The sequence below is a fragment of the Anaerorhabdus furcosa genome (assembly GCF_900167375.1).
GTDB lineage: Bacteria > Bacillota_I > Bacilli_A > Erysipelotrichales > Erysipelotrichaceae > Anaerorhabdus > Anaerorhabdus furcosa.
On record NZ_FUWY01000001.1, the window covers coordinates 417016 to 440832 of the forward strand.

The window sequence follows — 23817 nt, forward strand, 5'->3', positions numbered from 1 at the left end:
TATCACCTCGTATTTTTATTATAGCACGGTTATGTTATCATATTTTAAACGAGGTAAAAATTATGAAGAATATTTTATTAATTGGTACATCAATGATAGATCAAGTCTTTTCATTAAAAGAAGTCTTTCCTAATCAATGCAACAAGGGTGTAATTTCAATTGGACATGGCGGTTCAATTCATAATGTTTCCTATAACTTAGGATGCCTAGATTTAAACCCAATCTTCATCACCAAACTTGGTAACGATGCATTAGCTCAAGAGATTCAAGATAGTTTATCTTTGCAAGGAGTTGAAGTACACCCTATTATTTTAAATAAGGTAACTCCTATTTTCCAAAGTATACAAGCTTCCAATACACAATTCTTTTTATCCACAATCACGCCTGACTTCTTATTCCACGAGGAGGATGAAGTTGATTTCAGTCTATTTAAAGATTCTTATGTTGTTACAGATCAAAGAGATGAAAAGTTTCTTTTTAAACTTATGATAAATTCTTCTTCATCAGAGTGGATTTTAAGTGGATTTATTCCATCAAAAGAGTTATTATCATATACAACTGGAATTGTACTCAACGAAGATGAACTAGAGATGGATGCAATTGATTTCTCTACAGGATTAAAATGGGTACTTATTACTCGTCATGATGGGGCTACCTTATTAACATCTACTGGCAAAGTATTTATTCCATGTCCCGTTGTTGATACACTCAACACATTAGGCGCTGGAGATGCTTTCTTATCTGGATTACTTTATGGACTATTAAGAAATCTTACACTTGTTGACTGCGTCAATATTGGACATAGAGCAAGTAAAATCATTCTACAATCCCCAAGTGCCACGAATCCCGATCTGCAAAATCTAACCCATCTTATCTAATAGACATTCAAATGAATGTCTTTGATTTATATAGAGGATTTATTATGAAGAGAAATGAACTTAAACATGCCTTTAAATTAGCTTTCCCCCATACAATACCTGTCCTTACAGGATTTTTGATATTGGGTATTGCTTATGGTGTGTTGATGTCATCCAAAGGATATCCTGTGATTTATTCTGTCTTAATGAGTGCTATTGCATTTTGTGGTAGCATGCAATTTGTTGCTATCACATTATTAACCACTCTATTTAATCCACTAGAAGCATTTCTTCTTAGTTTAATGGTAAATGCTAGACACTTATTTTATGGTATATCCATGTTAGAAAAATACAAAGGTTTTGGAAAGATAAAGAATTTCCTTATCTATACTCTATGTGACGAAACCTTCTCCCTTGTTTCCAGTGTTACCCCTCCAGAAAATGTTGAAAAGAAATACTTCTATTTTGCCATTTCATTTTTGGATTATTCTTATTGGATAATTGGTACATTCTTAGGTGGTGTATTAGGATCATTTATTACATTCAATACAACAGGTCTTGATTTTGTATTAACAGCATTGTTTGTTGTTTTATTTATTGAACAAATTCGCATCAAACAAAATAGAGTTTATGGATTTTTGGGCATCGCATTAGGTATTTTATCGCTAATTCTATTTGGGGCTAGTAACATGGTTATCCCAACGATGATTTCAGTTCTTATTGTCTTGTTAGTTTGGAGGAAATGGGTATGCAATTAACATCAATTGAAACACTTCTTATCATCTTGGCCGTAGCGCTAGGAACAATCATCACTCGTTTCACACCATTTATTCTATTTCCCGAATCAAAAGAGTTACCTCCTATCATCACATTTCTTGGGAAAACATTACCACCTGCAATGATGGGATTGCTTGTTGTTTATAGTTTAAAAAATGTCTCAGTTCTAGTTTCACCTTATGGAATACCCGAAGCAATTTCACTTGTTATTATCACGATATTGCATTTGTGGAAACGAAATGTATTATTGAGCATTGGTGTTGGAACACTGGTTTATATGTTTCTTATTCAGGTTGTTTTCCTATAAATAGTCATCTCTTGTAACCAAACGTATAAGAAATGACTTTTTTTAAAGATAAATCAAGATTAGCAAATGATAAAATAAATAAGAGGTGTATTTCATGGACTTGAAAGCATTAAAATATTTTATTGAAGTTGCTAATCAAAAAAGTATAAACAAAGCTGCTGAAGTTCTATATGTTAGTCAACCTAATTTGAGCAAAATAATGAGAAACTTGGAAGATGAATTAGGAGTTCCTATTTTTGTTCGAGATAACCATGGGGTTAAGTTGACAGAGTATGGCGAAAGTCTTTTTTTCTATGCGAAAGATATTGTTAATCAAATGACAACAATTGAAGCCATTGCTAAATATCGTCCACATGAATTAGTAAGTAAACTATCTGTGTCAATTGCTTATTTGTTTTTAAGAGATGATCTCATTCTAAAATACTATGATTCACAAATAAACAATCATTGCATCGTTAATCTTAACGAAACATCCATTGAACTTGCAATTAAAGCAGTAGGAAACCTCGAATCTGAGATTGCGATTATTGTCGCTAATACAAACCAATACGAATTAATCAAGCGAATGGTAGATTTCAGTTTTCTAACAATTGACGAAATAGGATGTTCCCCTTTAATGATTCATGTAAGCGATAAAAATGCTCTTTCAAAAAGAAAGAAAGTCACTGGTAAAGATTTACTTTCACTTACAAAACTTCAACTACCTACAAGTTATTTTGATCACATTAATACAATACAACTTTTTGGTGGTGTTTCAGCACATGAATTCAATAAAACTATTTCAGTTGATAACTACCATACATTTATTAACTTACTAAAACACAAAGATACATTTATTTGGGGGCACAAGTGGAATATGCAAGAATTATCAAAAGGTTCTATTGCATCAATTCCAGTTGAGGACAAAAAAATAAAAATGCATTTATTGATACTTTCTAGAAAGAAAGAAATTTTATCTGAACAAGCTAAAAGTTTTATTCATTTATTTAAAGAAGTATATGCCGAACTATAACTTTCAGTTATAGCCTAGTTATAATAAATATATATAAACACACTTTTTGTTTTAGTCTTAAAATAAAGATATAAACAAAAGGGAGAATATAATATGAATAAAAAAATAATTTCTTTACTAGCTACTGGAGCTGTAGTAGCTACTGCAGCAGGATCATTTGCTGCTTGGGATACTTTATCAGATTCAACCTCTGCAAATATTACATTTGGAACACCAATCGTTATTTCACCAACTCTAGCTGGGGGACAAGCTGCACAGACGGCTCCTGGAGCTCTACCTGTTGCATCTGCTGATTTAGACATCAACACCACAGGTACAGTACCATCTGGAAGTAAAATTACTTTTGTTACTGAACTAAAGGATGGTTCAACAACAATTGACCCAAGTCTATATGACCTTGTAATTACGGATGACAATGATTCTAATAGTGTAGTTACTAGCGGAGACTTAGAAGTAACTAATGCAAACAACTATACAGTTAAAGTAACTCCTAAAGACAACTCTGCTGCAACTACTGCATTCCAAGGTAAAACTATAGATCTAAAAATAACTGCAACACTTGGAAAATAATAAGAATTAAGGATTAACTTTTAAGTTAAGGAAAGTCAATGAGTAAGTCAATTAAAAGAATTTCTCACATTCTATTTAATATACTATTAGCTGTACTCTTCATGTACAGCTTTTTCTCATTTCTTTATCCAGAACAAACATATAAAATAATTGGGTTTAAAATATTTTCTATATTAACAGATAGTATGGATCCCACTATTCCTCCTGGATCAATGGTATTAATAAAAAAGATAGATGATCCTAGTCGCCTTCCAATTAATACAATCATTACCTTTAATGCAGATCGACTTGGTGAGAAAATCGTGTTAACTCATCGACTTGCTAAGATAGAAACTGAAGAAGATGGGAAAATACGATACTATACGCAAGCAGATGGTTATTACGGACTAGATTCTTATGAAACTTATGCTGATGATTTAATAGGACAGTACGTACTTCATATACCTTATTTAGGAAAAATAGGATTGTTTCTACAAAGTTTCTTTGCCCTAGTGATGATGTTTATCATTTTTATCATTTATCAAATTTATAATTATCTAATGAAAAAAGCAGACCGAGAAGCAATTTTAAAATTTGAGATTAGCAATCAAAGTTTTGAAACCAAGAACCTTGATCGAAAAGAATACGAAAATATCACAATTGTATCAGGTACACTCGTTAATATCACAGATTATCATTTTGATTATATTAAGATTCAACTTGCACTAGTAAATAAGAAACAAATTGTAACAATAAAAGAATACTTCATTAGTCAAATGAATCCTCACGAAGAAGTTAATTGGACTCTTTGGTTTGATACAATTGATTTTGATAGTGTTAAGGTAAAGATTACTACAAAACAAAATAAAGACTCCTAAGTGAATACTTAATCGTCTTTATTTTTGTTATTTTAACAGATATATGTCCATTAACAAAGTGTCTTTCCTATGAATTAAACCACTGCTAGATTATAGAATAATTTGTAGGTTTTTAAATTATTAATTCTATTCCTACTTTATGTGATAAAATTATTTAAAATATTAACGGGAGAGAATAATGGAATTTATTGATTTAATGCGGGAAATATTATCTTACTTACCCCCTGAAAGTGCTTCATTTGTAAATATGATTAACGGGATTTTCCCTTGGATTGTTTTGACGATTTCGCTATTAGTTTGTTTGTTTGGCTATAAGATTCATCACATTTGGTCTGGATTTGTATTTTTCCTTATTGGTTTTTTGTTAGGTGCTGTACTTGGAACTCTCTTACCAAATATAGATATACGAATTATTTTAGCAATTTCTTTAGGACTTGGTTTTCTAGGAATCTTATTAACTCATAAACTAATCAAAATACAAATATTCTTGATTAACTTTTTACTAGTTTATTCTGTTTCACCTGATTTACTATCTAAAATTATTCCTGCGAATTATTCCTTGCTTGTTGGGTTAATTCTATCTATTCTTGTTGGATTAATCGCCGTGAAATACAAATATATTGTAACAATTATAACTACTGCCTATGCAGGTGCAACCTCTTCTGCACCCATCATTCTGTCTTTAATTACACAAATACCTGCATCCTCAAAAACTCTTTTAATTATTGTTATGATTGTCCTTGGAGTAAGTGTTCAATTTTACACAAAACACCTTTCTTCTAAGAAGAAACATAAAAAGCTAAATAACGAAGCACAAACAATCGCTTAGCTTTCAAACTGAGCATTAAATAATTTTGCATAGAAACCATGTTGCATCATGAGTTCATCATGGTTACCTGACTCAATGATATTTCCTTGTTTTAGAACAAGAATAATATCAGCATTTTTTATTGTGGATAAACGATGAGCAATAACAAAAGATGTTTTTCCCTTACATAGTTTTAGCATTGCTTCTTGTATTTGCATTTCTGTTCTAGAGTCAACATTGCTTGTCGCTTCATCAAGAATTAACATTTTGCTTTCCGATAACATCGCTCTTGCAATTGTTAAAAGCTGTTTTTGTCCTTTTGAAATATTAACCCCATCATCTGTTAAAACCGTATCATATCCATCTTTTAGTGTTTCTATAAAATCATGCACATGGGCAGCTTTGCATACCTCTATGACTTCTTCTCGTGTTGCATTTTCTTTTGCATATGCTACATTTTCAAAGATAGTTCCACTAAATAGCCACGTATCCTGAAGTACCATTGCATATTGTTTACGCAATGATTCACGAGTACAATCAACACTTCTATATCCATCTACTTTAATCTCACCAGCATTGATATCATAAAATCTCATTAATAAGTTAATTATCGTAGTTTTTCCTGCACCTGTTGGGCCAACAATCGCAATCATTTTCCCCTCTTCAGTATAGAAATTTAGATCGTGTAAAATTTCTTTGCCTTCTACATATCCAAAACTAACATGTTTGCATTCAACTTCCCCTTTTACATTGACTAATTCATGGGCATTGATGATATCACTTAATTCACTTGGTTCATCCAGCAATCTAAATACACGCTCTGCTGCAGAAATTGCTGACTGCAAATCAGATAATATATTTGCTGTTTCACTTATTGGACCTGAAAATTTTCTTGAATATAAAACGAAGGATGAAATATTCCCAATTGTCATTGAACCAAATAAATAAAGCAAAGCCCCAAACATACTTACAAATGAAAGTGATAAGTTATTAATAAAGGTAACAGATGGTCCTACGACACTTCCTTGATAATCTGCCTCATAGTAAGCATCTACTGCTTCAAGATTTTCTGTATCAAATTTTGAGACAATGGTTTCTTCTTGACCATATGCTTTTATTGTTTTGTATCCCGATAACATTTCTTCTACAAATCCATTCAATTCTCCTAGCTTCCTAGAACGCTTCGAGAATAAAGGTTTTACTTTTTTAGTTCTATATCTTGTAAAGATAATAATTAGTGGGACAGTGACTACGAAAATAAGACACAATGTTGGTGAAATTGCGATCATCATGATTGCCGAACCAACAACTGTAATAATACCAGTAAATACAGTAATAATATCGCTTGATAACGAAGAGTTAATTGTATCAATATCATAGGAAATACGAGATATGATGTCTCCAACTTGATTTCTATCGAAATATGATATTGGTAAGGATAATAAATGATTGAATACTTCTTCTCTCATTTTGAATGTAATACCACTTGATACATTAATTAATATTCTTTGTACGATATAGGCAAGAATTGCACTTGCAACATAAACACATAACATCCAAATACAATATTTAATAACAATATTGAAATTTACATGCCCAACATTAGTCCCTATCGCATCAATTGCTAGACCTGATAATTGTGGTCCTACTAAAGCAAAATAATTACTAAACAGTGTTAGTACTAATGCAATAGCTACAGGTAGTTTATGTGCCAGTAAGTATTTACCTATCCGTAAAACTGTTTTCTTCTTAGTCAACTAGAGCACCTCCCATCTGTGAATCGCTTATGGAAGCATAAATATCACTTGTACTAACCAACTCTTCATGAGTACCCATTGCACTAATCTCACCTTGATCAAGGACGATTATTTGATCTGCGCTTTTAATACTAGATATTCGTTGTGCAATAATAACCATTGTTGTGTCTTGATATTTATCTTGTATCGCTTTTCTAAGTTTTGCATCTGTTCCATAATCAAGAGCACTACTTGAATCATCAAGTAACATAAATTCTGGATGACTTGCAAAAGCTCTTGATAATAAAATACGTTGTCTTTGTCCACCAGATACATTGGTCCCTTTGCTAGTAAGATGATGATCCAATTTCTCTTCTAATCCATAAATAAATTCTGACGCTTGTGCATCAACTACTGCAGCACCTAAATCATCATCTTCAATGTCACGACCAAAAGTAATATTTTCTTTAATTGTATCGCTAAATAAAAAATCATTTTGCATCACAATTCCAAACATACTTCTTAATTCATGTTTAGGAATATTCCGAATATCTTTACCTTTAATATAAATAGCACCCTCATCAATTTCGTAGAATCGTAAAAGCAATTGCATAATCGTTGTTTTCCCAGATCCTGTTGCACCAAGGATGCCTAACGTTTCTCCTTTTCTTAACTTAAAACTTATATTTTTAATATTGTCCTTTACTTTTAAATAAGAAAACGAAACATTTCTAAATTCCAAATCATATTCTGGATTACCTTCTGGATATTGAATATCTTTACTTGATTTTTCATCAATACCCAAGACTTCTTGAATACGATTTGAGCTTGCCAAACCTTTTGATGTCATAACAAAAATATTACTAATCGCAATTAAGGCATTGGATATAATTGTAAAATAAGACATGAACGCAATAATTTTTCCTGTTTCCGATAATCCTTGATTAACACGATATGCTCCTACCAAGATAACAAGCGTTAACCCGACATTTAATAACAATGTCATACTTGGATTAATCATAGCCATTTTGATATTCGCATGTTTTTCTTGGTTTCTTAATTTATCATTACTATCAAAGTAGCGATTCTTTTCTGTTTTCTCTTTACTTAATGCCTTAATTACACGAATTCCTTGTATATTTTCACGTACTACTTGTACCATTCGATCATTCGCTTTTTGAACCATATTAAATAAGGGTACCCCACGAGTTGATTTTTCATAGATGACCCAGGTAATAATGGGAAGAATAGCTAGGAAGACTAATGCTAATGTAGGTTCTAGTATAAATGTCATGAATATACCACCAAAGGTTAATATTGGTGCTCTAACACCCATTCTTTGAATCATCCCTAACATACGATGGACGTTGTATGTATCAGAGGTAAGTCTAGATTCTAATGATGGAATAGTCACTTCATCTGTTTTAGTACAACTTAGATACATTGTTTTGCTAAATAAATCATGTCGAATATTTTCCGTAATATCGCGTGCTACCTTACTTGCTTTGCGATTTGCATAGACATTTAATCCCCATGCTGCTAAGGAGCATAAAACCATTACACCACCCCATACCAGTACTTGATTAATATCATTCTTTGGCACAAGTTCATCAATGATCATAGATAAAATAAAGGGTAAGAAAAGTTCAACTAAAGAGCCTACTGCTTTAATCAGTAGGCCAATGAACATGGATAAGAAAAATGGTTTCGCATATTTCTTCAACATTTCCATAACTTAATACCTCACTAACTACCTAATTTATTTTTTGTAAGCCAGTGTGAGAAATGGTAATAGAGAGCTGTAAAGATAGCCGCACAACTCCACGTTAAACTATAGCCCCATGCAACAATATCAATGTGATTAAAAATTGGCATTGCAATTGATAAATAAATTTGTCTTAAGAAGACAAAACTTATTATTGAAGTTATCATTGGTATTACAGTGTATCCCCCAGCTCTTAATGCTCCTGAATATACTTGGTGGAATGTAAGTGCAGTATAGAATGGAATCATAACACGAATCATTGATGCACCTGCTGCTATAACATCTGAATCTCTAGAGAAGATTTCAATCGCAACATCCGCAAACAACCACAACGGTATTCCCAATAAAATTACTGAGATAATTCCCATTAAAATTGTCGTGTTGACACCTTTTTTAACTCTATCTATTTTTAATGCACCCATATTTTGTGCAGAGAATGTAGTAATTGCTAATGCGAAACTGTTTACAGGCAAGGCAATAAAATTATCAAATTTATTTGCACTACTAAAACCTGCAATTGCTGCAGCTCCAAAATTATTAACATACGACTGAACAATAACATTTGAAAAAGAAACTATCATATTTTGAAGTCCTGATGGTATACCAATTTTAATAATTTGAATTAATGTCTTCATATCAATTCTTAATTTATTGAGTCTTAAATGATAACTCTCTTTCGACAATAATAAAACTATGATAACAAGAACTGCCGATACTGCTTGAGCAATCAATGTTGCCCATGCAACACCTGCAACTCCCATATTTAATTGCGTTACAAAATACAAGTCTAAGATAATATTGATAACACTCGCAACACCTAAAAAATATAATGGTCTTTTAGAATCACCTATAGCTTGTAGAATTCCTGTTCCTGCATTATATAATGTCACAAAGATTACACCCAAGAAATAAATTTGTAAATACTCTACTGCTTGAGGTAAAACATCACTTGGTGTTTTCATCCACTCCAAGAATAATGGTGACATAAAATAACCTATAATCATTAACACAATACCAAAGATAATTGAGAAGGTAACAAATGTATGAACCGTTACACTTAATTCTTCTTTACGATTTGCCCCAAAATGCCTTGCTACAATTACGCCTGCCCCTACTGCAACTCCCATAAAGAAACCAATAATCAAGTTAATTAATGGTGTACTTGCACCTACTGCAGCCAATGCTGTTTTACCAACATATTGTCCAACCACAATCGAGTCAACTGTATTGTACAAAAGTTGAAATAAGTTCCCAAGTAATAATGGAATTGCAAAAAAGAGGATTCTTTTCCATATTGACCCTGTTGTCATTTTTGCCTCAACCATTGTCATGAAATATCCCCCCTTTTATTAATGTATTTTATTATACCACCACTTTAACTTTTATGCTTATCAAAGAAATGATAAAATAGACAAAAGAAGGTGAAGTCATGGAATTATCTAAAGGTTGCCTACAATCTATTGAAATTTTGAATCATCATGGCTACAAAGCCTATCTTGTTGGTGGTGCAATAAGAAATTATTTACTTGGAAAACCTGTTCAGGATTATGACATTACGACAGATGCACTCCCTATTAATATCAAGGAATGTTTTAAGAATTACAAAACAATCGATATTGGTATTCAACATGGAACAGTTGCTGTTCTTATTGACCATGAACAAATTGAAATTACAACATTCCGCACCGAAAAAGAATACATCAACCATCGTCATCCTAAAGAAGTATCATTTACAAGAAGTCTTCAAGAAGACTGTCTTCGAAGAGATTTCACGATTAACGCTATATGTTACCACCCTAAAGAAGGTTTTATAGATTTTTTTGGTGGTGAGTTTGATATTAAAAATAAAATCATCAAAGCTATTGGTAATCCTATTGATCGCTTTGACGAAGATGCATTGCGTATTTTGCGTGCGATTCGTTTTAGTACGCAACTTGGATTTGTAATCGAACCCAATACAAGCAATGCTTTGTTTACATGTATGGATTATTTAAAATCCATTTCATCTGAGAGAATTATGGATGAATTAACCAAGATTTTTTTATCACCTTCATGTGCTAACCAATGCTTTGAGTATCAAGATATCTTTGAAGTTTTTATACCTGAACTTAAGGAAATAAACTTTTACCCACAAAAAAAGAATCATGTTTATGATGCATTAACTAAATCGCATCCATCATTGCCTATCCGCTTTGCGATTTTAATACACCAATGCAATGAACCAGATTTATCCTGCAATGCTCAACAAATTATGAATCGACTTAAGTTTTCTAGAACACTTAAACTACAAGTAAATACTTTATTGTCTTCAATTAGAACAAACTTCGATTCGAAAATAGCAATTAAACAGTTTTTACAAAATTGCAAAATCGATTTCATGCATGTATGTGATTTTAAACAATGTATAGATTCCTCATTTAATATTGATACTATTCAACAACTTTATTATGAAATTATTGATAACCAAGAATGTTATACATTGAAACAACTCGCAATCACTGGGCAAGATTTAAAAAATCTTGGATACAAAGATAAAAATATATCTTTGATTCTTAATGATATTTTAAACGAAGTTATAAAAGACAAATTAAACAATAACAAAGAAGAGATCTTAAAATACATAAAAATGTAATCTACACCAATAGACCTTTTCTTTTTTTTATGTTAGAATTTCATTAAGTGAGTACTCTATTCATCATTTCCTCATATCTAGACTAACTACCTAGTAGACTCACATCTATTTATTGTTAGATTGTTATACCTAGTTACATCCTTGTCATATTACTGTGTATACTTTGGAGGCTTTATGATAAAAAAAATAATACTGTTTCTCATGTGCCTAAGTTTAGTTGGTTGTGTGCCTGTTAAACAAGAGGAATTCACAACCACGACTATTGGTTTCGATCAAGCTGATGAAGAAGCTATTAAAAAACTAATCTATGATGAAAACTATTTTTTCCCATTTCTACTTCAACAAAAGTACATTTATACAAAGTTTAAGACGAATGGTATTTCTGTAAACTTCTATAATAATGCTAAATTTGATGCACTTTTCAATGTAGATGGTTCTTTTAACTATAATTTTAGTTTTCAACCAAATGAAATCAAGCTTAATGGAAAACTTGTCGCAACACTTTTAACATCCTATAGTTATGTTCCAGACTATTATGATTCTCATTTACTTGCCTACATTACAATTGATGATAATTCAAACTACTATGAATTTGATCAAAATCGCGTAGAACTAGTTGATTATACAACAAAAGAAGTAGTAACAATTGATGATACTATACAATCCTTTATTATTGAATTATTAAAGGAACAATGGAATCAAATGATGGAGTTTAGAGTTCTATGTGAAGAATTCAATATGTACATTACTCACATCGCTAATACTGAAGACACCCTATTCACTAAAAGTAACTTACCGGTCCAAGGTTTTGTTGGTGAGTGGGAAGACAACTTAAATGGTGAAACAGGTATTTATGAGCCTATGGCCAATATTCCAATAATAGAACTCATCAAAATCAATAATGATGAAATAAAAAATAGTTCTTCTTTATCTCCTCTTGAATCTCTTGCCACGGTATTCTTCTATATTGATGAGAGTATTGATTATGATAACCCAAGTTACGATCAAATATTAGGGTGGCTATTTAATAATTCAAACTTTGAAAATGAAATCACACTTGAAGATTTTAATAAAATACTCAGTCATTCCTTTAATTTATCCCCAGCTACAATTGACTATGATTTAATTCTTAAAAATGGTATTACCCAAGATGATAAATCTCAAACTTATCATGCGTCAATTATGCATGGCGTAACAAGTGACTATAGTGGATTGATTATGAAAGAAGAAAAACCCACTGAAGCAGGAACGGCTTATACTATTATTCCTTATCAAGTGACCATTGATGCTTTAGGTAAAAGTAAAGTTACAATCAATAATATTGAATTTAGAAATGAAAAATCAACCGAAGAAGATATTGTTACTTATTTAGAAAATAATATAGAAACACTTCCTCATTGGTACATTGAAATAGATAATGAAAAACAACCTAAACTTCTTTCTGCAGAATTAATTGCTGATTAGATGAGATTCACTTATAAGGAGATACTCTATGAAAAAAATATTATTACTTATTTTAGCTTTATCACTTGTTGGTTGTAATAAAGTTGAACCAATTGAATTAATTGATGATCCAAATCCTGAAGATGCACTTATCTTAAGTGATGAGCAAACTGAGCAGTTAGATAAACTAATCTATACAGGTGGTTATTTTGATGATGTTGTTGAATCTCAAGACGAGATTTTCTACTCTGTTGGAAAGAATGCTATTCATGTTCAACTCAGTGGTCTAACTAAAATAGAGATTGATTTTAACCTAGATGGTATTGCTTCCTATTCATATACCTTTAATCCTATTAAATTAGATTATAATGAAGAAGGTACAAATAAAACTGCTCAGCTTAATTCAGTTTTTATTAGAACTGAGGATTATGCTAACTCCAAGATAACTTCTTCCTTAGTTACAAATGATGATGTGTCTTATGATATTTGTTTTAATCAAGCAAACTACAAGATAGAAAATAATAACGCTACTAAATCATCAGAAAATTTATCTCTTCCAGATTCATTAAATAACAAGTTATTCGATATCTATACGAATCAATGGAATACACTAATGGCATTTGATTCATTCATGCAACCATTAAACAAACAAATTAATGATCTTGTTATGAACTTTGATTCATATTCATATCGAAATCGAGATTCATTGACCTTAGTTAATAACAATCAAGAAGTTGCTCGAACTGAAATTAACGCCCCTGCAACAACATACGAATTTACTGATTTCCCTTATTCAGCAAATAATCATAATTACCTTTATTGGTATACATTCAATGGTGAGCCTAAAAAGACATTCCCTGAAGCTTCTGCATATGAGCGTACATTATTCTTATTCTTCTTTTTAAACTCTAGAGATAGTTTTTCTATTGATGAACTTTCAAGTGCATTCTTAACAGTTGATAGTCAATATTATTGTTACAATGGATTCTGCTCAACAAATAAAGATGAAGTTAATCAAGGTAAATTTAGAGAGCATGAATTTTCATTAATGACACTTGATTATTTTAATCAATGCATCAATGATGTCTTTGGATTAAATCCCTATACATCGCTTGATAAATATAAATATTTAGACAGTGGTGTTTATGTAAGTCAATCTGAACAAACATTGATGTCTGATATGATATCAGGTCCTTGGGATATACACTATCATGGAGCGAGTGTTGATCATTATAATGAATCAGGTATCGATTATGTTACCTTCACTCCTTATATCGCTCAATATGGCGATTGTCGAAGTGGGCAAGAATGTACATATGACCTGTATACAACAGAAGCTAATTTTGTTAAAGGCAGTATTCCAGAATCTAAAGTAAACGATTATGTAGTCAATAACAAATCAAAATTCTTTACTTGGGATATTACACTGGCTCCAGGCAATAATCCTGATTTCTACCAAGTTCTATCTTATGAACAAAAATAAATACGGGGGAGTTTTATGAGAAAGATTATCATCATTCTATTATCCATTTTACTAGTAGGTTGTAATCAAGTTGAACCAGTTAAATTAATTGGTAATTCTACTTCATCACCCCTACCTGAGAAGAAAGAATATATTTTGGATGAGAAACAAATTGAGCAATTGAATATGGTAATCTATTCTGGTGGATTTTTTGATGATATTATTCATTCTACTGATGAAATCACTTATGTTGTAGATAATGATACACTTCTTGTTACCCTCTCAGGTGAAACAAAAATGGATATTAAATTTACAGTAGATGCTTATGCAACTTATACCTATCCATTGAAAGATACTAAATTTACTTACACAAAAAACAAACAAGATAAATCTGCTACACTCTCATCAAAATATACTCGCGCAATTAATTTGGATAATACAAGAATACGAACAACACTTATAACTTCTGATAATCAAGAATACAAAATTGTTTTTAATCAGGAACGACATACTTTGGAGAATAATGGTACACCTGATTTAAACCCCGGTACTATGTCATTCGTTGATTCATTAAGTACACAAATGTATGAGTACTATGAAAACTCTTGGAATGAAATCATGCTATTTGATTCTTATATGCAAACATTAAACAAGCATATTTCAGATATTTTCAATAACAATGAATCTTACACTTTTAGAAACAAAGAAACGTTGATTGTTGATAATCGAAAAATGTATTCCTGGCAAAATGAGAAAAAACAAAAAACTAATAAACAAGAATTTACTGAAACTCCAACCCGTACTTCCTTCATGTCTAGATTCTATTATTATGAATTCAATTCAGATGAAAGAATGTCAATTAAAACAGCAACACCGTATCATCGAACCCTCTTCTTATTCTCATTTCTTACATCATCAACGGATTTCACGATTGATGAATTAGCTACTGCCTTTATCACAGTATTAAGTGAATACAATTGTATGGGTAAAACTTGTAATAATAGAAGTAATAACTCAGAACTCACGATAAGTCAGGGTACAGAAGGTGAAGGATATTATACTGTTCTTACCTTAGATTACTTCAATAAGTGTATACAAGATGTTTTTGGAAGGGATACTTATTCAATTGATGAAACAAAGAAACTACCAAGTGGCATTGTTCAAGGTAAAGAAGAGAAAACATTTGTTGGAGAAGCTTACGCAGGTGATGGATACATTTCATACTATGGATCGATTTATAGCCATTACAAAGAAGATGGAATTGATTATGTAACATTAACTCCTTATTATGCATCACAAACTGATGGTGAAGGAATCGTTTATGACATCTATACAACCGCTCACGATAAAATTGGAAGTGGTATCAAAGAGAATAATGTTTATCAATTTGTAGAAAATAATAAAGAAAGTTTCTTAACTTGGGAAATAGCATTGACTCCTGGAAGTAATCCTGATTTTTATCAAGTGTTATCTTATAAATTAAAATAACTCCTAGATTTTAGGAATTATTTTTTTTATAACTGCGAAGTGATTCATTTAGTTTATCTGTATTCGCTTCTTGCTCTAACTTTTCTCCCCATAACATCATGATTAATCCAATCAACATGGTAATCGTAAATATCCAATAATTTATATTAGGTAATCCCTTAAACCATTCAAATGCTATGGCAGTTGCACTAAATATAATTGTGCAGATAAATAGCCATACCAATGATTTGGAAAAGAATATTCCTTTACTATAATCACATCTTGCATCCAGCATTGTTACTTGCAGTAAGGCAACTATCATACTTGCCATAATGCCTGTAAAGATGGTCAAAAATGTCATCTCATAAACACCTTGTACAAAATACATGAATCCTGCCAAAAATATGACTGCAGAAAAATAAATACCCATATATAACTTCATATTCATTGACCATAAAAATATATCTCTAAATTTTTTCATTTTATTTCTCTCCTTTTAATTTTTCTTTCAATAGTCGTGCATAATGCCGTGATACAACTAATAATTCTTCATTATCCATTGTTACAATGATTCTTCCATTCAACTGACTTTTTAGGCTCTCTACATGTTGAATGTTTATGATGAGGTTCTTAGCTCCTCTAAAGTAATCCGTGCCTTGGTATGTATCCTCTAACTCTTGTAGAGTCATCTTTAACTTGAATACGTTATCTGTTGTGTAAATATAAGTAATTCCATCCACACTTTCAATGTAAAGTACATCCATAGGGTGAACATATACTTTTTGATTTTGGTTACTCACTGCTTCTAGTTTTTGATTCTTGTTTTCAAGAAATTCAATTAACTTCTTTAGATCAGGGGTAACTTGTCTACATTGAATTGTTATTTCTTCTTCTTTTTCAATATCAATTACTACTTTTACTTTCATCTCGCTACCCTCTTCTAAAAACTAGAATACATGGAATATCAAAAGAAAACAACCCACGATGAAGTGAGTTGTCAAATGTTATGGTTAAGTTGCGATTTAATAATCTCCTTGAGCAATCATTGCATCGATTACTTTTTGCACTCCAGCAATATTTGCACCTGCAACATAATTCTTTTTACCTAAGCGATATTGTTTCATTGCATCTATACATTGTTGGTGAATTGCTTTCATTATTCCTTGTAGTTTTTCATCAACTTCTTCAAATGTCCAAGAATAACGCATGCTATTTTGACTCATTTCCAACGCTGATGTTGCAACACCTCCAGCATTGGCTGCCTTACCTGGCGCGAAAAGAATTTCTTTTTCTAAATAATAGCTAATTGCATCATTATTATCTGGCATATTAGCACCTTCAGCTACAGCAATACAACCGTTTGAAACAATTGCTTTTGCACGTTTTAAATCAATTTCATTTTGTGTAGCACATGGAAGAACAATCTCTGCTTTTAATTTTGCATCATAAACTGAACCTTCAAAGTATTGTCCATGTTTTGCCATCTTAGGATAATCTTTTAATGATCCTCTTAATTCTTCTTTAATCTTCTTAATAACTTTTAAATCAATTTTTTCATCAACAATGTAGCCATGCGAATCACTCATTGCAATGACTTGAATACCATGTTGCATTGCTTTTTCTGCTGCGTAAATCGCAACATTACCACTACCCGATACGATTGCTTTGCAACCAATTGGATCAATGTTATTTTCCTTCAACATTTCTAGTAAAAAATATACTAATCCATACCCTGTAGCTTCTTTGCGTGCAAGAGATCCACCATAGCCTAATCCTTTACCCGTTAGTACACCTCTTTCACTTTTTCCACGAATACGACGATATTGTCCATACATGTAGCCGATTTCTCTACCACCAACACCCATATCACCTGCAGGTACATCCACATCTGGTCCAATATGACGATAAAGTTCAGTCATAAAACTTTGACAAAATCTCATGATTTCTGCATCACTTTTTCCTTTAGGATTAAAGTCACTTCCTCCTTTACCACCACCAATTGGTAATGTAGTAAGAGAGTTTTTGAATACTTGTTCAAATCCTAAGAATTTTAGTACTGATAAATTAACTGTTGGGTGAAATCTTAATCCACCTTTATAAGGACCTAAAGCACTGTTATATTGTACTCTGTAGCCACGATTCACATGGGTATTTCCTTTATCATCCATCCAAGATACTTTGAATTGAATAATTCTTTCTGGTTCTACTAAACGTTCAAGTACAGCCATTTTTTCATATTCAGGATGTTTCTTAAAAATGACTTCTGTAGAATGCAATACTTCTTCAAGTGCTTGAATAAACTCTGGTTGATTTGCATCCTTTGTTTTCATCTCTTCTAATACGCGATCAATATATTTCATACTGTGTCCTCCAACCTATGTTCTTATTTTAGACTTATGTTTTTCAGTTGACAAGATTTTTCATCTCTAGTTTAGTAATTTATTTGCGCTCTTTTCAATCAGTATCGCACCAAGTGGTGCACTTACAAGAATTGCCACAACTGCACCTGTTAATATGATATCACCACTTGCCAATCCCATCGCAAGTGGTAATCCTCCGATAGCAGCTTGCACTGTTGCTTTTGGAATATAGGCAATTGCACAAAATATTTTTTCTTTACTATTTAATTCGGTCTTAATTAAACTTACAAAAACACCGACTGATCTAACCACTAAGCACAATAGAATAACGATGACTAAACTTATTCCACCCTTAAATGCAAGGCTAAGATTAACACTTGCTCCCACAAGCACAAATAAAAATATTTCTCCTGCTACCCATAGCTTATTGTATTTACTTGATAAACGATTTGCGAGGGTTGGATAAAAAATATTCATTGATATCGCCATGGTCATCACACAAATTAAACTTGAGAAAGGAATGATTGTGTTTATATTCTTCTCAAATCCAACAAACATAAAAGAGAAAGAAAGAATGAGAATCATCTTCACAGAGTCTCTCATATGAAATTTTTTAAAATAAATCTGCAATACATATCCCCATGATAGTCCTACTAAAATACCTAGGATTATTGATACTGGGACTTGCAACACACTTGTAAAGTTAACGACACCTGATAATAGAAAAGTTGATACTACTGTAAACAAAGAAATGACTACCACATCATCAAATGATGCCCCTGTTAAAATAAGTTGAGGAATCTTTTTATCTTCACCTTTTCCACTTTGAATTAGTTTAATCATGCTTGGTACAATAACAGCTGGTGAAACTGCTGCCAATACACACCCAAGTAACATTGCCTCTAGCGTGGTTAGTGGTAAAAAGATTGGCGCTATGATTGTACACGCAGTAATTTCAAATAATGCAGGAACAAAACTCATAAATACTGCCGGTCTTCCTATCTTCTTGAAATCATCTAATTTTAGTGTTAAACCTGCTCTAGTCAAAATAATAATTAGAGCAATTTGTCTAATTTCACTCGAAATATCCATGAGTTTATTATCCAATAAATGAAGACCACTGTTCCCTAAGATAATACCTGCTAGAATCATTCCAATTAATCCTGGTAGTTTTAACTTATTAAAGATACCAGCACATAATAAACCTACAATACATATCAAACCAATACTTACCAACATAGTTCTATCCTCCAAAATAAAAGCCGATGATCCAAGTTCAAAAAAGAACTAGACGTCATCAGCTTCATAAGCGGTTTTGCATTACGCATGGGAGATCATCATTCCCATTCATATTTTATCATATACAATCTGTTTTACAATATTTTTTAGCTGACAAAGGATGTCATGTTCATTTTGTTAGAGTATAGGTACAGAAAGTATCTGTTAGAAAAAGAGGAACTTAAGATGGAGTATATTTGTCAATGTTGTGCAATGCCAATGCAAGAAGGAAGTGATTTGTTTAGTACAAATGCTGATGGATCAATTAACAAAGATTATTGTAAATATTGTTATGAAAATGGAAAATTTACTTGTGATTGTTCAATGCAAGATATGATTGATTTCTGTGTACCTATGATGGTAAAAGAGGGAATGGATGAAGCTGAATCAAGAGAATACATGAATGAAACATTACCTACATTAAAACGTTGGGCAAAATAATAGAAAGGACAGACCTCATGGTGAGTGCTGTCCTTTTTTATAATCATTGATTAGCCTTCCACTTTTTTAAATGATATATTTCTTTTAATCAACATCATTATAGAATAACTGCATAGACAACATATAATTTCAAAAGAACTACAACAAAAAAACAGACCACATAAAGTGATCTGCATTTTCTTATTCTTCAGTTGTTTCTTCTGCGATATCTTCTACTTCGATTAATTCTTCATCCTCAACTTCAACATCTTCTTGAACAGAAGTTACTTCTTTTGGAAGTGCATCTTCTTCATCCATTTCAGCGTTCGCAAGTTCACGTTCTAGACGCAATTCTTCAGCTCTTTCTTTGATACGAGTTGTACTTTCTCTTTCAAAGTCAGATCCTGTTCCAGCTGGAATTAGTTTACCAATGATAACATTTTCTTTTAATCCATGTAGTCCATCAATCTTACCTTTAATTGCTGCTTCTGTAAGAACCTTTGTAGTTTCTTGGAAGGATGCAGCTGATAAGAATGAGTCAGTTTCAACTGATGCTTTAGAGATACCAAGTAGAGTAGGTCCAAACTTAGCTGGGCGTTTTCCACTTAATAATACTCCTGTATTGATATCAGTAATACGTTGAGTACTTAATGTTTGACCAGTTGTTAATCCAGTATCTCCACCATCGATGATGATAACTTTCTTTAACATTTGGCGAATCATAACTTCAATGTGCTTATCTGAAATATCGATACCTTGAGAAGCATAAACTTTCTTAACTTCTTTTAAGATATATTTTTGAACTTCTTGTACACCTGCAACTTCAAGTAATTCTTTTGGATTTACTTGTCCTTCAGTTAGTTTATCTCCAGCTTTAACTTGAGTACCAACTTTCATCCATGAACGGATGTTTTGAGTCAAGTCACATTTGTGTTCAATACTTTCTTTTTCATTTGTAACAATAATATGAGTTCCTGTTCCACCTTCAAGTTCTGCGATTTCTGTGATTTCTCCATCAATCTTAGCAAGAACTGCAACGTGTTTTGGACAACGTGCTTCAAATAGTTCTTCAACACGTGGTAACCCTTGAGTGATATCCCCATCATTACCTGATGCAACCCCTCCAGTATGGAAAGTACGCATTGTTAATTGGGTACCTGGTTCCCCGATAGATTGAGCAGCCATAATACCAATAGCTTCTCCATTTTCTACAAGTTTACCAGTAGCCATATTACGGCCATAACACTTACGACAAACACCTGTTGTACTTAAACATGTGAATGTATTACGGATATATGCTCTTTCAACACCAGCATCTACTACTTTTTGTGCTAATGCTTCATCAATGAATTGTTCAGCTTCAACAATTACTTCCTTTGTCTTAGGATCAACTATTTCATCTTTTGCATAACGTCCAACTAAACGATCATATAATCCTTCAATCACTGAATTATTCTTACGATCGACAATTGTTTCTACTAAATATCCTCTATCTGTTCCACAATCTTCTTCATTAACGATTACATCTTGTGCAACGTCAACTAGACGACGAGTTAAGTATCCAGATTCTGCAGTCTTAAGCGCTGTATCTGTTAATCCTTTACGCACCCCATGGGTAGAAATAAAGAATTCTGATACATTTAATCCTTCACGGAAACAAGAATAGATAGGAACCTCAATAATTGATGGTTGATATTCTTTCTTAGATTTTGATTGTGTAGGACGAGCCATTAATCCACGCATACCTGCTAGCTGAGTAAAGTGAGACGCATTACCACGGGCACCTGATACAGCCATCATGTTGATTGGATTCATACGAGGAAGACTTTCCATAACTTTACGTCCGATTTCACTCTTGATATCATCCCAAAGTTTAGAGAAGTGTCTTTCCCATTCTGCTGGAGTTAAACGTCCACGTTTTAATAATGCTTGTAAAACTGCTGATTGACGTTTACCTTCTTCAACGAATTTTTGTTTATCTGGTGCAACGTTAATATCTGCAAGAGATACCGTCATACCTGCAACAGTAGAATATTTAAATCCCATGTCCTTAATCTTATCTAGAATATCACTTGAACCTTCTGTACGATAACGATTGAACACTTCTGCGATTACATTACTTAAGTCTTTTTTCTTAAATTCTGGACTTAATGCTCTTGCCTTAATTTCTTCTTTAATGTTAGATCCCATTGGTAAGAAATCAGAATCAGGAGTTGCTTGTAATGTAGCCTTTGTTACTTTATTTACATAAGGGAAATCACTTGGGAAAATATCATTGAAGATAATTTTACCAACGGTTGTCACTAAATAAGATTTCTTTTGCTCTTCAGTAAAACAATCTCTATCTAATGCTTTCCCTGGAATTGCGATACGAGTATGTAAGTGAACCACTTTATTATCATATGCCATTAATACTTCATTAATATCTTTAAATACGTGACCTTCATTGTCCCCAAATCTTCTCCAAATTTGAGCCGTTTCACCATCACCTAATGCTTCAATTAAATCAGCTTTAGCGTAGAATTCTTCAGAAGTTTCTTCCATATTCAAATAGAAGTTACCCAGCACCATATCTTGAGATGGTGTAACGATTGGTTTACCATCTTTTGGACCTAGGATGTTGTTTGAACCTAACATCAAGATTTCTGCTTCAGCACGAGCTTCTTCACTTAATGGTAAATGGACAGCCATTTGGTCACCATCGAAGTCAGCGTTAAACGCTGTACAAACTAGAGGGTGAAGACGAATTGCACGTCCTTCTACTAACTTAGGCATAAACGCTTGAATACCTAAACGGTGAAGAGTCGGTGCACGGTTAAGGAATACTGGGTGATTTGTAATTACTTCTTCCACAACATCCCATGCACGTGCATCTTGACGATCAATTAATTTCTCTGCAGTCTTACGAGTTCCTGCGATTCCTTGATTAACAATTTCGTTGATAACGAATGGTTTAAACAATTGAATTGCCATTTCACGTGGAATACCACATTGATACATTTTTAAATCTGGTCCTACTGCGATAACTGAACGTCCAGAATAGTCAACACGTTTACCTAATAAGTTTTGACGGAAACGTCCTTGTTTACCCTTCAAACTATGAGATAGAGACTTTAATGCACGTCCTCCAGCTCCAGTGATTGGTTTACTACGACGACCATTATCAATTAGGGCATCAACTGCTTCTTGTAACATACGTTTTTCGTTTTGTACGATAATCGCTGGTGTACCAAGTTCTAATAGTTTCTTTAAACGGTTATTACGAGTAATAACACGACGATATAAATCATTTAAATCTGATGTTGCGAAACGTCCACCATCAAGTTGTAACATTGGACGTAAATCTGGTGGAATTACCGGTAATATAGAAAGTATCATCCACTCAGGTTGATTATCAGAATGTAAGAATGCATTAATTGTTTCTAAACGTTTGATTAGTTTCTTACGTTTATCCCCAGTAGCACCCTCAAGTTCTGCAATTACTATTTTATGTTCAGCATCAAGATTAACTTGTTCAAGTAATGTTTGAATTGCTTCAGCACCTGTTTGAGCTTTAAATGATCCAGGACCATATACTGCAGTGCTTTCACGATATTCACGTTCTGAAATAACTTGTTTGTAATCAAGTTTTGTATCACCTGGATCAGTTACTACCCAAGATACGAAATATACTACTTCTTCTAATTGTTTTGGTGTGATATTTAAAAGTAAGCTCATACGTGAAGGAATTCCACGTAGATACCAAATATGTGCAACTGGAGCCGCTAATTGAATGTGACCCATTCTTTCACGACGCACAGAAGCTTTTGTAATTTCTACGCCACAACGGTCGCAGACAACACCTTTATATCTTACTTTTTTGTATTTACCACAATAACATTCCCAGTCCTTAGAAGGTCCAAAAATCTTTTCGCAAAATAAGCCATCACGTTCTGGTTTTTGAGAACGATAGTTAATTGTCTCTGGTTTTTTAACTTCTCCATAAGACCATTCTAAGATTCTCTCAGGTGATGCCAATCCAACTTGAATAGCTGAAAATTTGTTTATTCCTGTCATTTTCGCACCC

General features: G+C 32.5%; 20 protein-coding genes and 1 riboswitch. Of the genes, 12 read left to right on the forward strand and 8 right to left on the reverse strand.

The features are described 5' to 3' along the window. Positions 1-62 precede the first annotated feature (62 nt). The 7 genes from B5D14_RS02080 to B5D14_RS02110 all read left to right on the forward strand — a co-directional run bounded on the left by B5D14_RS02080 (position 63) and on the right by B5D14_RS02110 (position 5209). Positions 63-878: a carbohydrate kinase family protein gene (locus B5D14_RS02080; protein WP_078710924.1), complete on the forward strand. Its 816-nt coding sequence runs from the start codon at positions 63-65 to the stop codon at positions 876-878. A 44-nt stretch (positions 879-922) separates the two neighbouring features. Then, positions 923-1615 (forward strand): AzlC family ABC transporter permease, encoded by a 693-nt coding sequence (locus tag B5D14_RS02085; RefSeq protein WP_078710925.1) that lies wholly within the window; start codon positions 923-925, stop codon positions 1613-1615. Further along, a complete protein-coding gene (locus B5D14_RS02090) occupies positions 1606-1941 on the forward strand; it encodes a branched-chain amino acid transporter permease (RefSeq protein ID WP_078710926.1) in 336 nt (111 codons plus the stop codon). Before B5D14_RS02085 ends, B5D14_RS02090 begins: the two co-directional genes overlap by 10 nt. 94 nt (positions 1942-2035) lie before the next feature. Further along, on the forward strand, positions 2036-2953 hold the full coding sequence (locus B5D14_RS02095; protein ID WP_078710927.1) for a LysR family transcriptional regulator: 918 nt from the start codon (positions 2036-2038) through the stop codon (positions 2951-2953). Positions 2954-3046: 93 nt separating this feature from the next. After that, a complete protein-coding gene (locus B5D14_RS02100) occupies positions 3047-3523 on the forward strand; it encodes a hypothetical protein (RefSeq protein WP_078710928.1) in 477 nt (158 codons plus the stop codon). Positions 3524-3561: 38 nt separating this feature from the next. Then, positions 3562-4380 carry a signal peptidase I gene (locus B5D14_RS02105; RefSeq protein ID WP_078710929.1) on the forward strand — a complete coding sequence of 273 codons (819 nt, stop codon included), beginning with the start codon at positions 3562-3564 and terminating at the stop codon, positions 4378-4380. Between the two features lie 178 nt (positions 4381-4558). After that, on the forward strand, positions 4559-5209 hold the full coding sequence (locus B5D14_RS02110; RefSeq protein WP_078710930.1) for a hypothetical protein: 651 nt from the start codon (positions 4559-4561) through the stop codon (positions 5207-5209). Here the strand turns inward: B5D14_RS02110 and B5D14_RS12190 are convergent. Genes B5D14_RS12190 through B5D14_RS02120 form a run of 3 tightly spaced genes read right to left on the reverse strand, consistent with a single transcriptional unit; the run spans position 5206 to position 10020 of the window. Continuing rightward, positions 5206-6945 carry an ABC transporter ATP-binding protein gene (locus B5D14_RS12190; RefSeq protein ID WP_200804732.1) on the reverse strand — a complete coding sequence of 580 codons (1740 nt, stop codon included), beginning with the start codon at positions 6943-6945 and terminating at the stop codon, positions 5206-5208. The genes B5D14_RS02110 and B5D14_RS12190 overlap by 4 nt on opposite strands. Beyond that, positions 6938-8656, reverse strand: coding sequence for an ABC transporter ATP-binding protein (locus B5D14_RS12195; protein WP_200804733.1), 1719 nt, complete (start codon positions 8654-8656; stop codon positions 6938-6940). Before B5D14_RS12195 ends, B5D14_RS12190 begins: the two co-directional genes overlap by 8 nt. A 14-nt stretch (positions 8657-8670) precedes the next feature. Beyond that, a complete protein-coding gene (locus tag B5D14_RS02120) occupies positions 8671-10020 on the reverse strand; it encodes an MATE family efflux transporter (protein ID WP_078710931.1) in 1350 nt (449 codons plus the stop codon). Between the two features lie 98 nt (positions 10021-10118). On the opposite strand from B5D14_RS02120, the gene B5D14_RS02125 reads away from it, so the two are divergent. The 4 genes from B5D14_RS02125 to B5D14_RS02140 all read left to right on the forward strand — a co-directional run bounded on the left by B5D14_RS02125 (position 10119) and on the right by B5D14_RS02140 (position 15714). Beyond that, on the forward strand, positions 10119-11321 hold the full coding sequence (locus B5D14_RS02125; RefSeq protein WP_078710932.1) for a CCA tRNA nucleotidyltransferase: 1203 nt from the start codon (positions 10119-10121) through the stop codon (positions 11319-11321). A gap of 174 nt (positions 11322-11495) precedes the next feature. Further along, positions 11496-12785: a hypothetical protein gene (locus B5D14_RS02130; RefSeq protein WP_143254368.1), complete on the forward strand. Its 1290-nt coding sequence runs from the start codon at positions 11496-11498 to the stop codon at positions 12783-12785. A gap of 28 nt (positions 12786-12813) precedes the next feature. Further along, positions 12814-14247 carry a hypothetical protein gene (locus B5D14_RS02135; protein ID WP_078710934.1) on the forward strand — a complete coding sequence of 478 codons (1434 nt, stop codon included), beginning with the start codon at positions 12814-12816 and terminating at the stop codon, positions 14245-14247. A 15-nt stretch (positions 14248-14262) separates the two neighbouring features. Beyond that, the gene (locus tag B5D14_RS02140; protein WP_078710935.1) at positions 14263-15714 is read left to right on the forward strand and encodes a hypothetical protein; all 1452 of its coding nucleotides are present in this window, start codon (positions 14263-14265) and stop codon (positions 15712-15714) included. A gap of 10 nt (positions 15715-15724) precedes the next feature. Here the strand turns inward: B5D14_RS02140 and B5D14_RS02145 are convergent, their stop codons facing one another. From B5D14_RS02145 to B5D14_RS02160, 4 genes are all read right to left on the reverse strand, one after another. Continuing rightward, positions 15725-16174, reverse strand: a complete 450-nt coding sequence (locus tag B5D14_RS02145) for a hypothetical protein (protein WP_078710936.1) — start codon at positions 16172-16174, stop codon at positions 15725-15727. A gap of 1 nt (position 16175) precedes the next feature. After that, positions 16176-16619, reverse strand: a complete 444-nt coding sequence (locus B5D14_RS02150) for a LytTR family DNA-binding domain-containing protein (RefSeq protein ID WP_078710937.1) — start codon at positions 16617-16619, stop codon at positions 16176-16178. A gap of 96 nt (positions 16620-16715) precedes the next feature. Further along, entirely contained in the window at positions 16716-18053 is a 1338-nt protein-coding gene (gene gdhA / locus B5D14_RS02155) for an NADP-specific glutamate dehydrogenase (protein ID WP_078710938.1), read from the reverse strand. Between the two features lie 66 nt (positions 18054-18119). Further along, positions 18120-19292: a cation:proton antiporter gene (locus B5D14_RS02160; RefSeq protein WP_078710939.1), complete on the reverse strand. Its 1173-nt coding sequence runs from the start codon at positions 19290-19292 to the stop codon at positions 18120-18122. Positions 19293-19334: 42 nt separating this feature from the next. After that, positions 19335-19407, reverse strand: a riboswitch (Fluoride riboswitch). A 110-nt stretch (positions 19408-19517) separates the two neighbouring features. On the opposite strand from B5D14_RS02160, the gene B5D14_RS02165 reads away from it, so the two are divergent. Then, on the forward strand, positions 19518-19772 hold the full coding sequence (locus B5D14_RS02165; protein WP_078710940.1) for a zinc ribbon domain-containing protein: 255 nt from the start codon (positions 19518-19520) through the stop codon (positions 19770-19772). Between the two features lie 180 nt (positions 19773-19952). Here B5D14_RS02165 and rpoC read toward each other — a convergent pair whose 3' ends face one another. Continuing rightward, entirely contained in the window at positions 19953-23807 is a 3855-nt protein-coding gene (gene rpoC, locus B5D14_RS02170) for a DNA-directed RNA polymerase subunit beta' (protein ID WP_078710941.1), read from the reverse strand. Positions 23808-23817 lie beyond the last annotated feature (10 nt).

Bases quoted from the DNA above. Each gene is read 5' to 3' on its own strand.
- B5D14_RS02080 (WP_078710924.1), top strand. From the start codon at position 63: ATGAAGAATATTTTATTAATTGGTACATCAATGATAGATCAAGTCTTT.
- B5D14_RS02085 (WP_078710925.1), top strand. From the start codon at position 923: ATGAAGAGAAATGAACTTAAACATGCCTTTAAATTAGCTTTCCCCCAT.
- B5D14_RS02090 (WP_078710926.1), top strand. From the start codon at position 1,606: ATGCAATTAACATCAATTGAAACACTTCTTATCATCTTGGCCGTAGCG.
- B5D14_RS02095 (WP_078710927.1), top strand. From the start codon at position 2,036: ATGGACTTGAAAGCATTAAAATATTTTATTGAAGTTGCTAATCAAAAA.
- B5D14_RS02100 (WP_078710928.1), top strand. From the start codon at position 3,047: ATGAATAAAAAAATAATTTCTTTACTAGCTACTGGAGCTGTAGTAGCT.
- B5D14_RS02105 (WP_078710929.1), top strand. From the start codon at position 3,562: ATGAGTAAGTCAATTAAAAGAATTTCTCACATTCTATTTAATATACTA.
- B5D14_RS02110 (WP_078710930.1), top strand. From the start codon at position 4,559: ATGGAATTTATTGATTTAATGCGGGAAATATTATCTTACTTACCCCCT.
- B5D14_RS12195 (WP_200804733.1), bottom strand. From the start codon at position 8,656: ATGGAAATGTTGAAGAAATATGCGAAACCATTTTTCTTATCCATGTTC.
- B5D14_RS02120 (WP_078710931.1), bottom strand. From the start codon at position 10,020: ATGACAATGGTTGAGGCAAAAATGACAACAGGGTCAATATGGAAAAGA.
- B5D14_RS02125 (WP_078710932.1), top strand. From the start codon at position 10,119: ATGGAATTATCTAAAGGTTGCCTACAATCTATTGAAATTTTGAATCAT.
- B5D14_RS02130 (WP_143254368.1), top strand. From the start codon at position 11,496: ATGATAAAAAAAATAATACTGTTTCTCATGTGCCTAAGTTTAGTTGGT.
- B5D14_RS02135 (WP_078710934.1), top strand. From the start codon at position 12,814: ATGAAAAAAATATTATTACTTATTTTAGCTTTATCACTTGTTGGTTGT.
- B5D14_RS02140 (WP_078710935.1), top strand. From the start codon at position 14,263: ATGAGAAAGATTATCATCATTCTATTATCCATTTTACTAGTAGGTTGT.
- B5D14_RS02145 (WP_078710936.1), bottom strand. From the start codon at position 16,174: ATGAAAAAATTTAGAGATATATTTTTATGGTCAATGAATATGAAGTTA.
- B5D14_RS02150 (WP_078710937.1), bottom strand. From the start codon at position 16,619: ATGAAAGTAAAAGTAGTAATTGATATTGAAAAAGAAGAAGAAATAACA.
- gdhA (WP_078710938.1), bottom strand. From the start codon at position 18,053: ATGAAATATATTGATCGCGTATTAGAAGAGATGAAAACAAAGGATGCA.
- B5D14_RS02160 (WP_078710939.1), bottom strand. From the start codon at position 19,292: ATGTTGGTAAGTATTGGTTTGATATGTATTGTAGGTTTATTATGTGCT.
- B5D14_RS02165 (WP_078710940.1), top strand. From the start codon at position 19,518: ATGGAGTATATTTGTCAATGTTGTGCAATGCCAATGCAAGAAGGAAGT.
- rpoC (WP_078710941.1), bottom strand. From the start codon at position 23,807: ATGACAGGAATAAACAAATTTTCAGCTATTCAAGTTGGATTGGCATCA.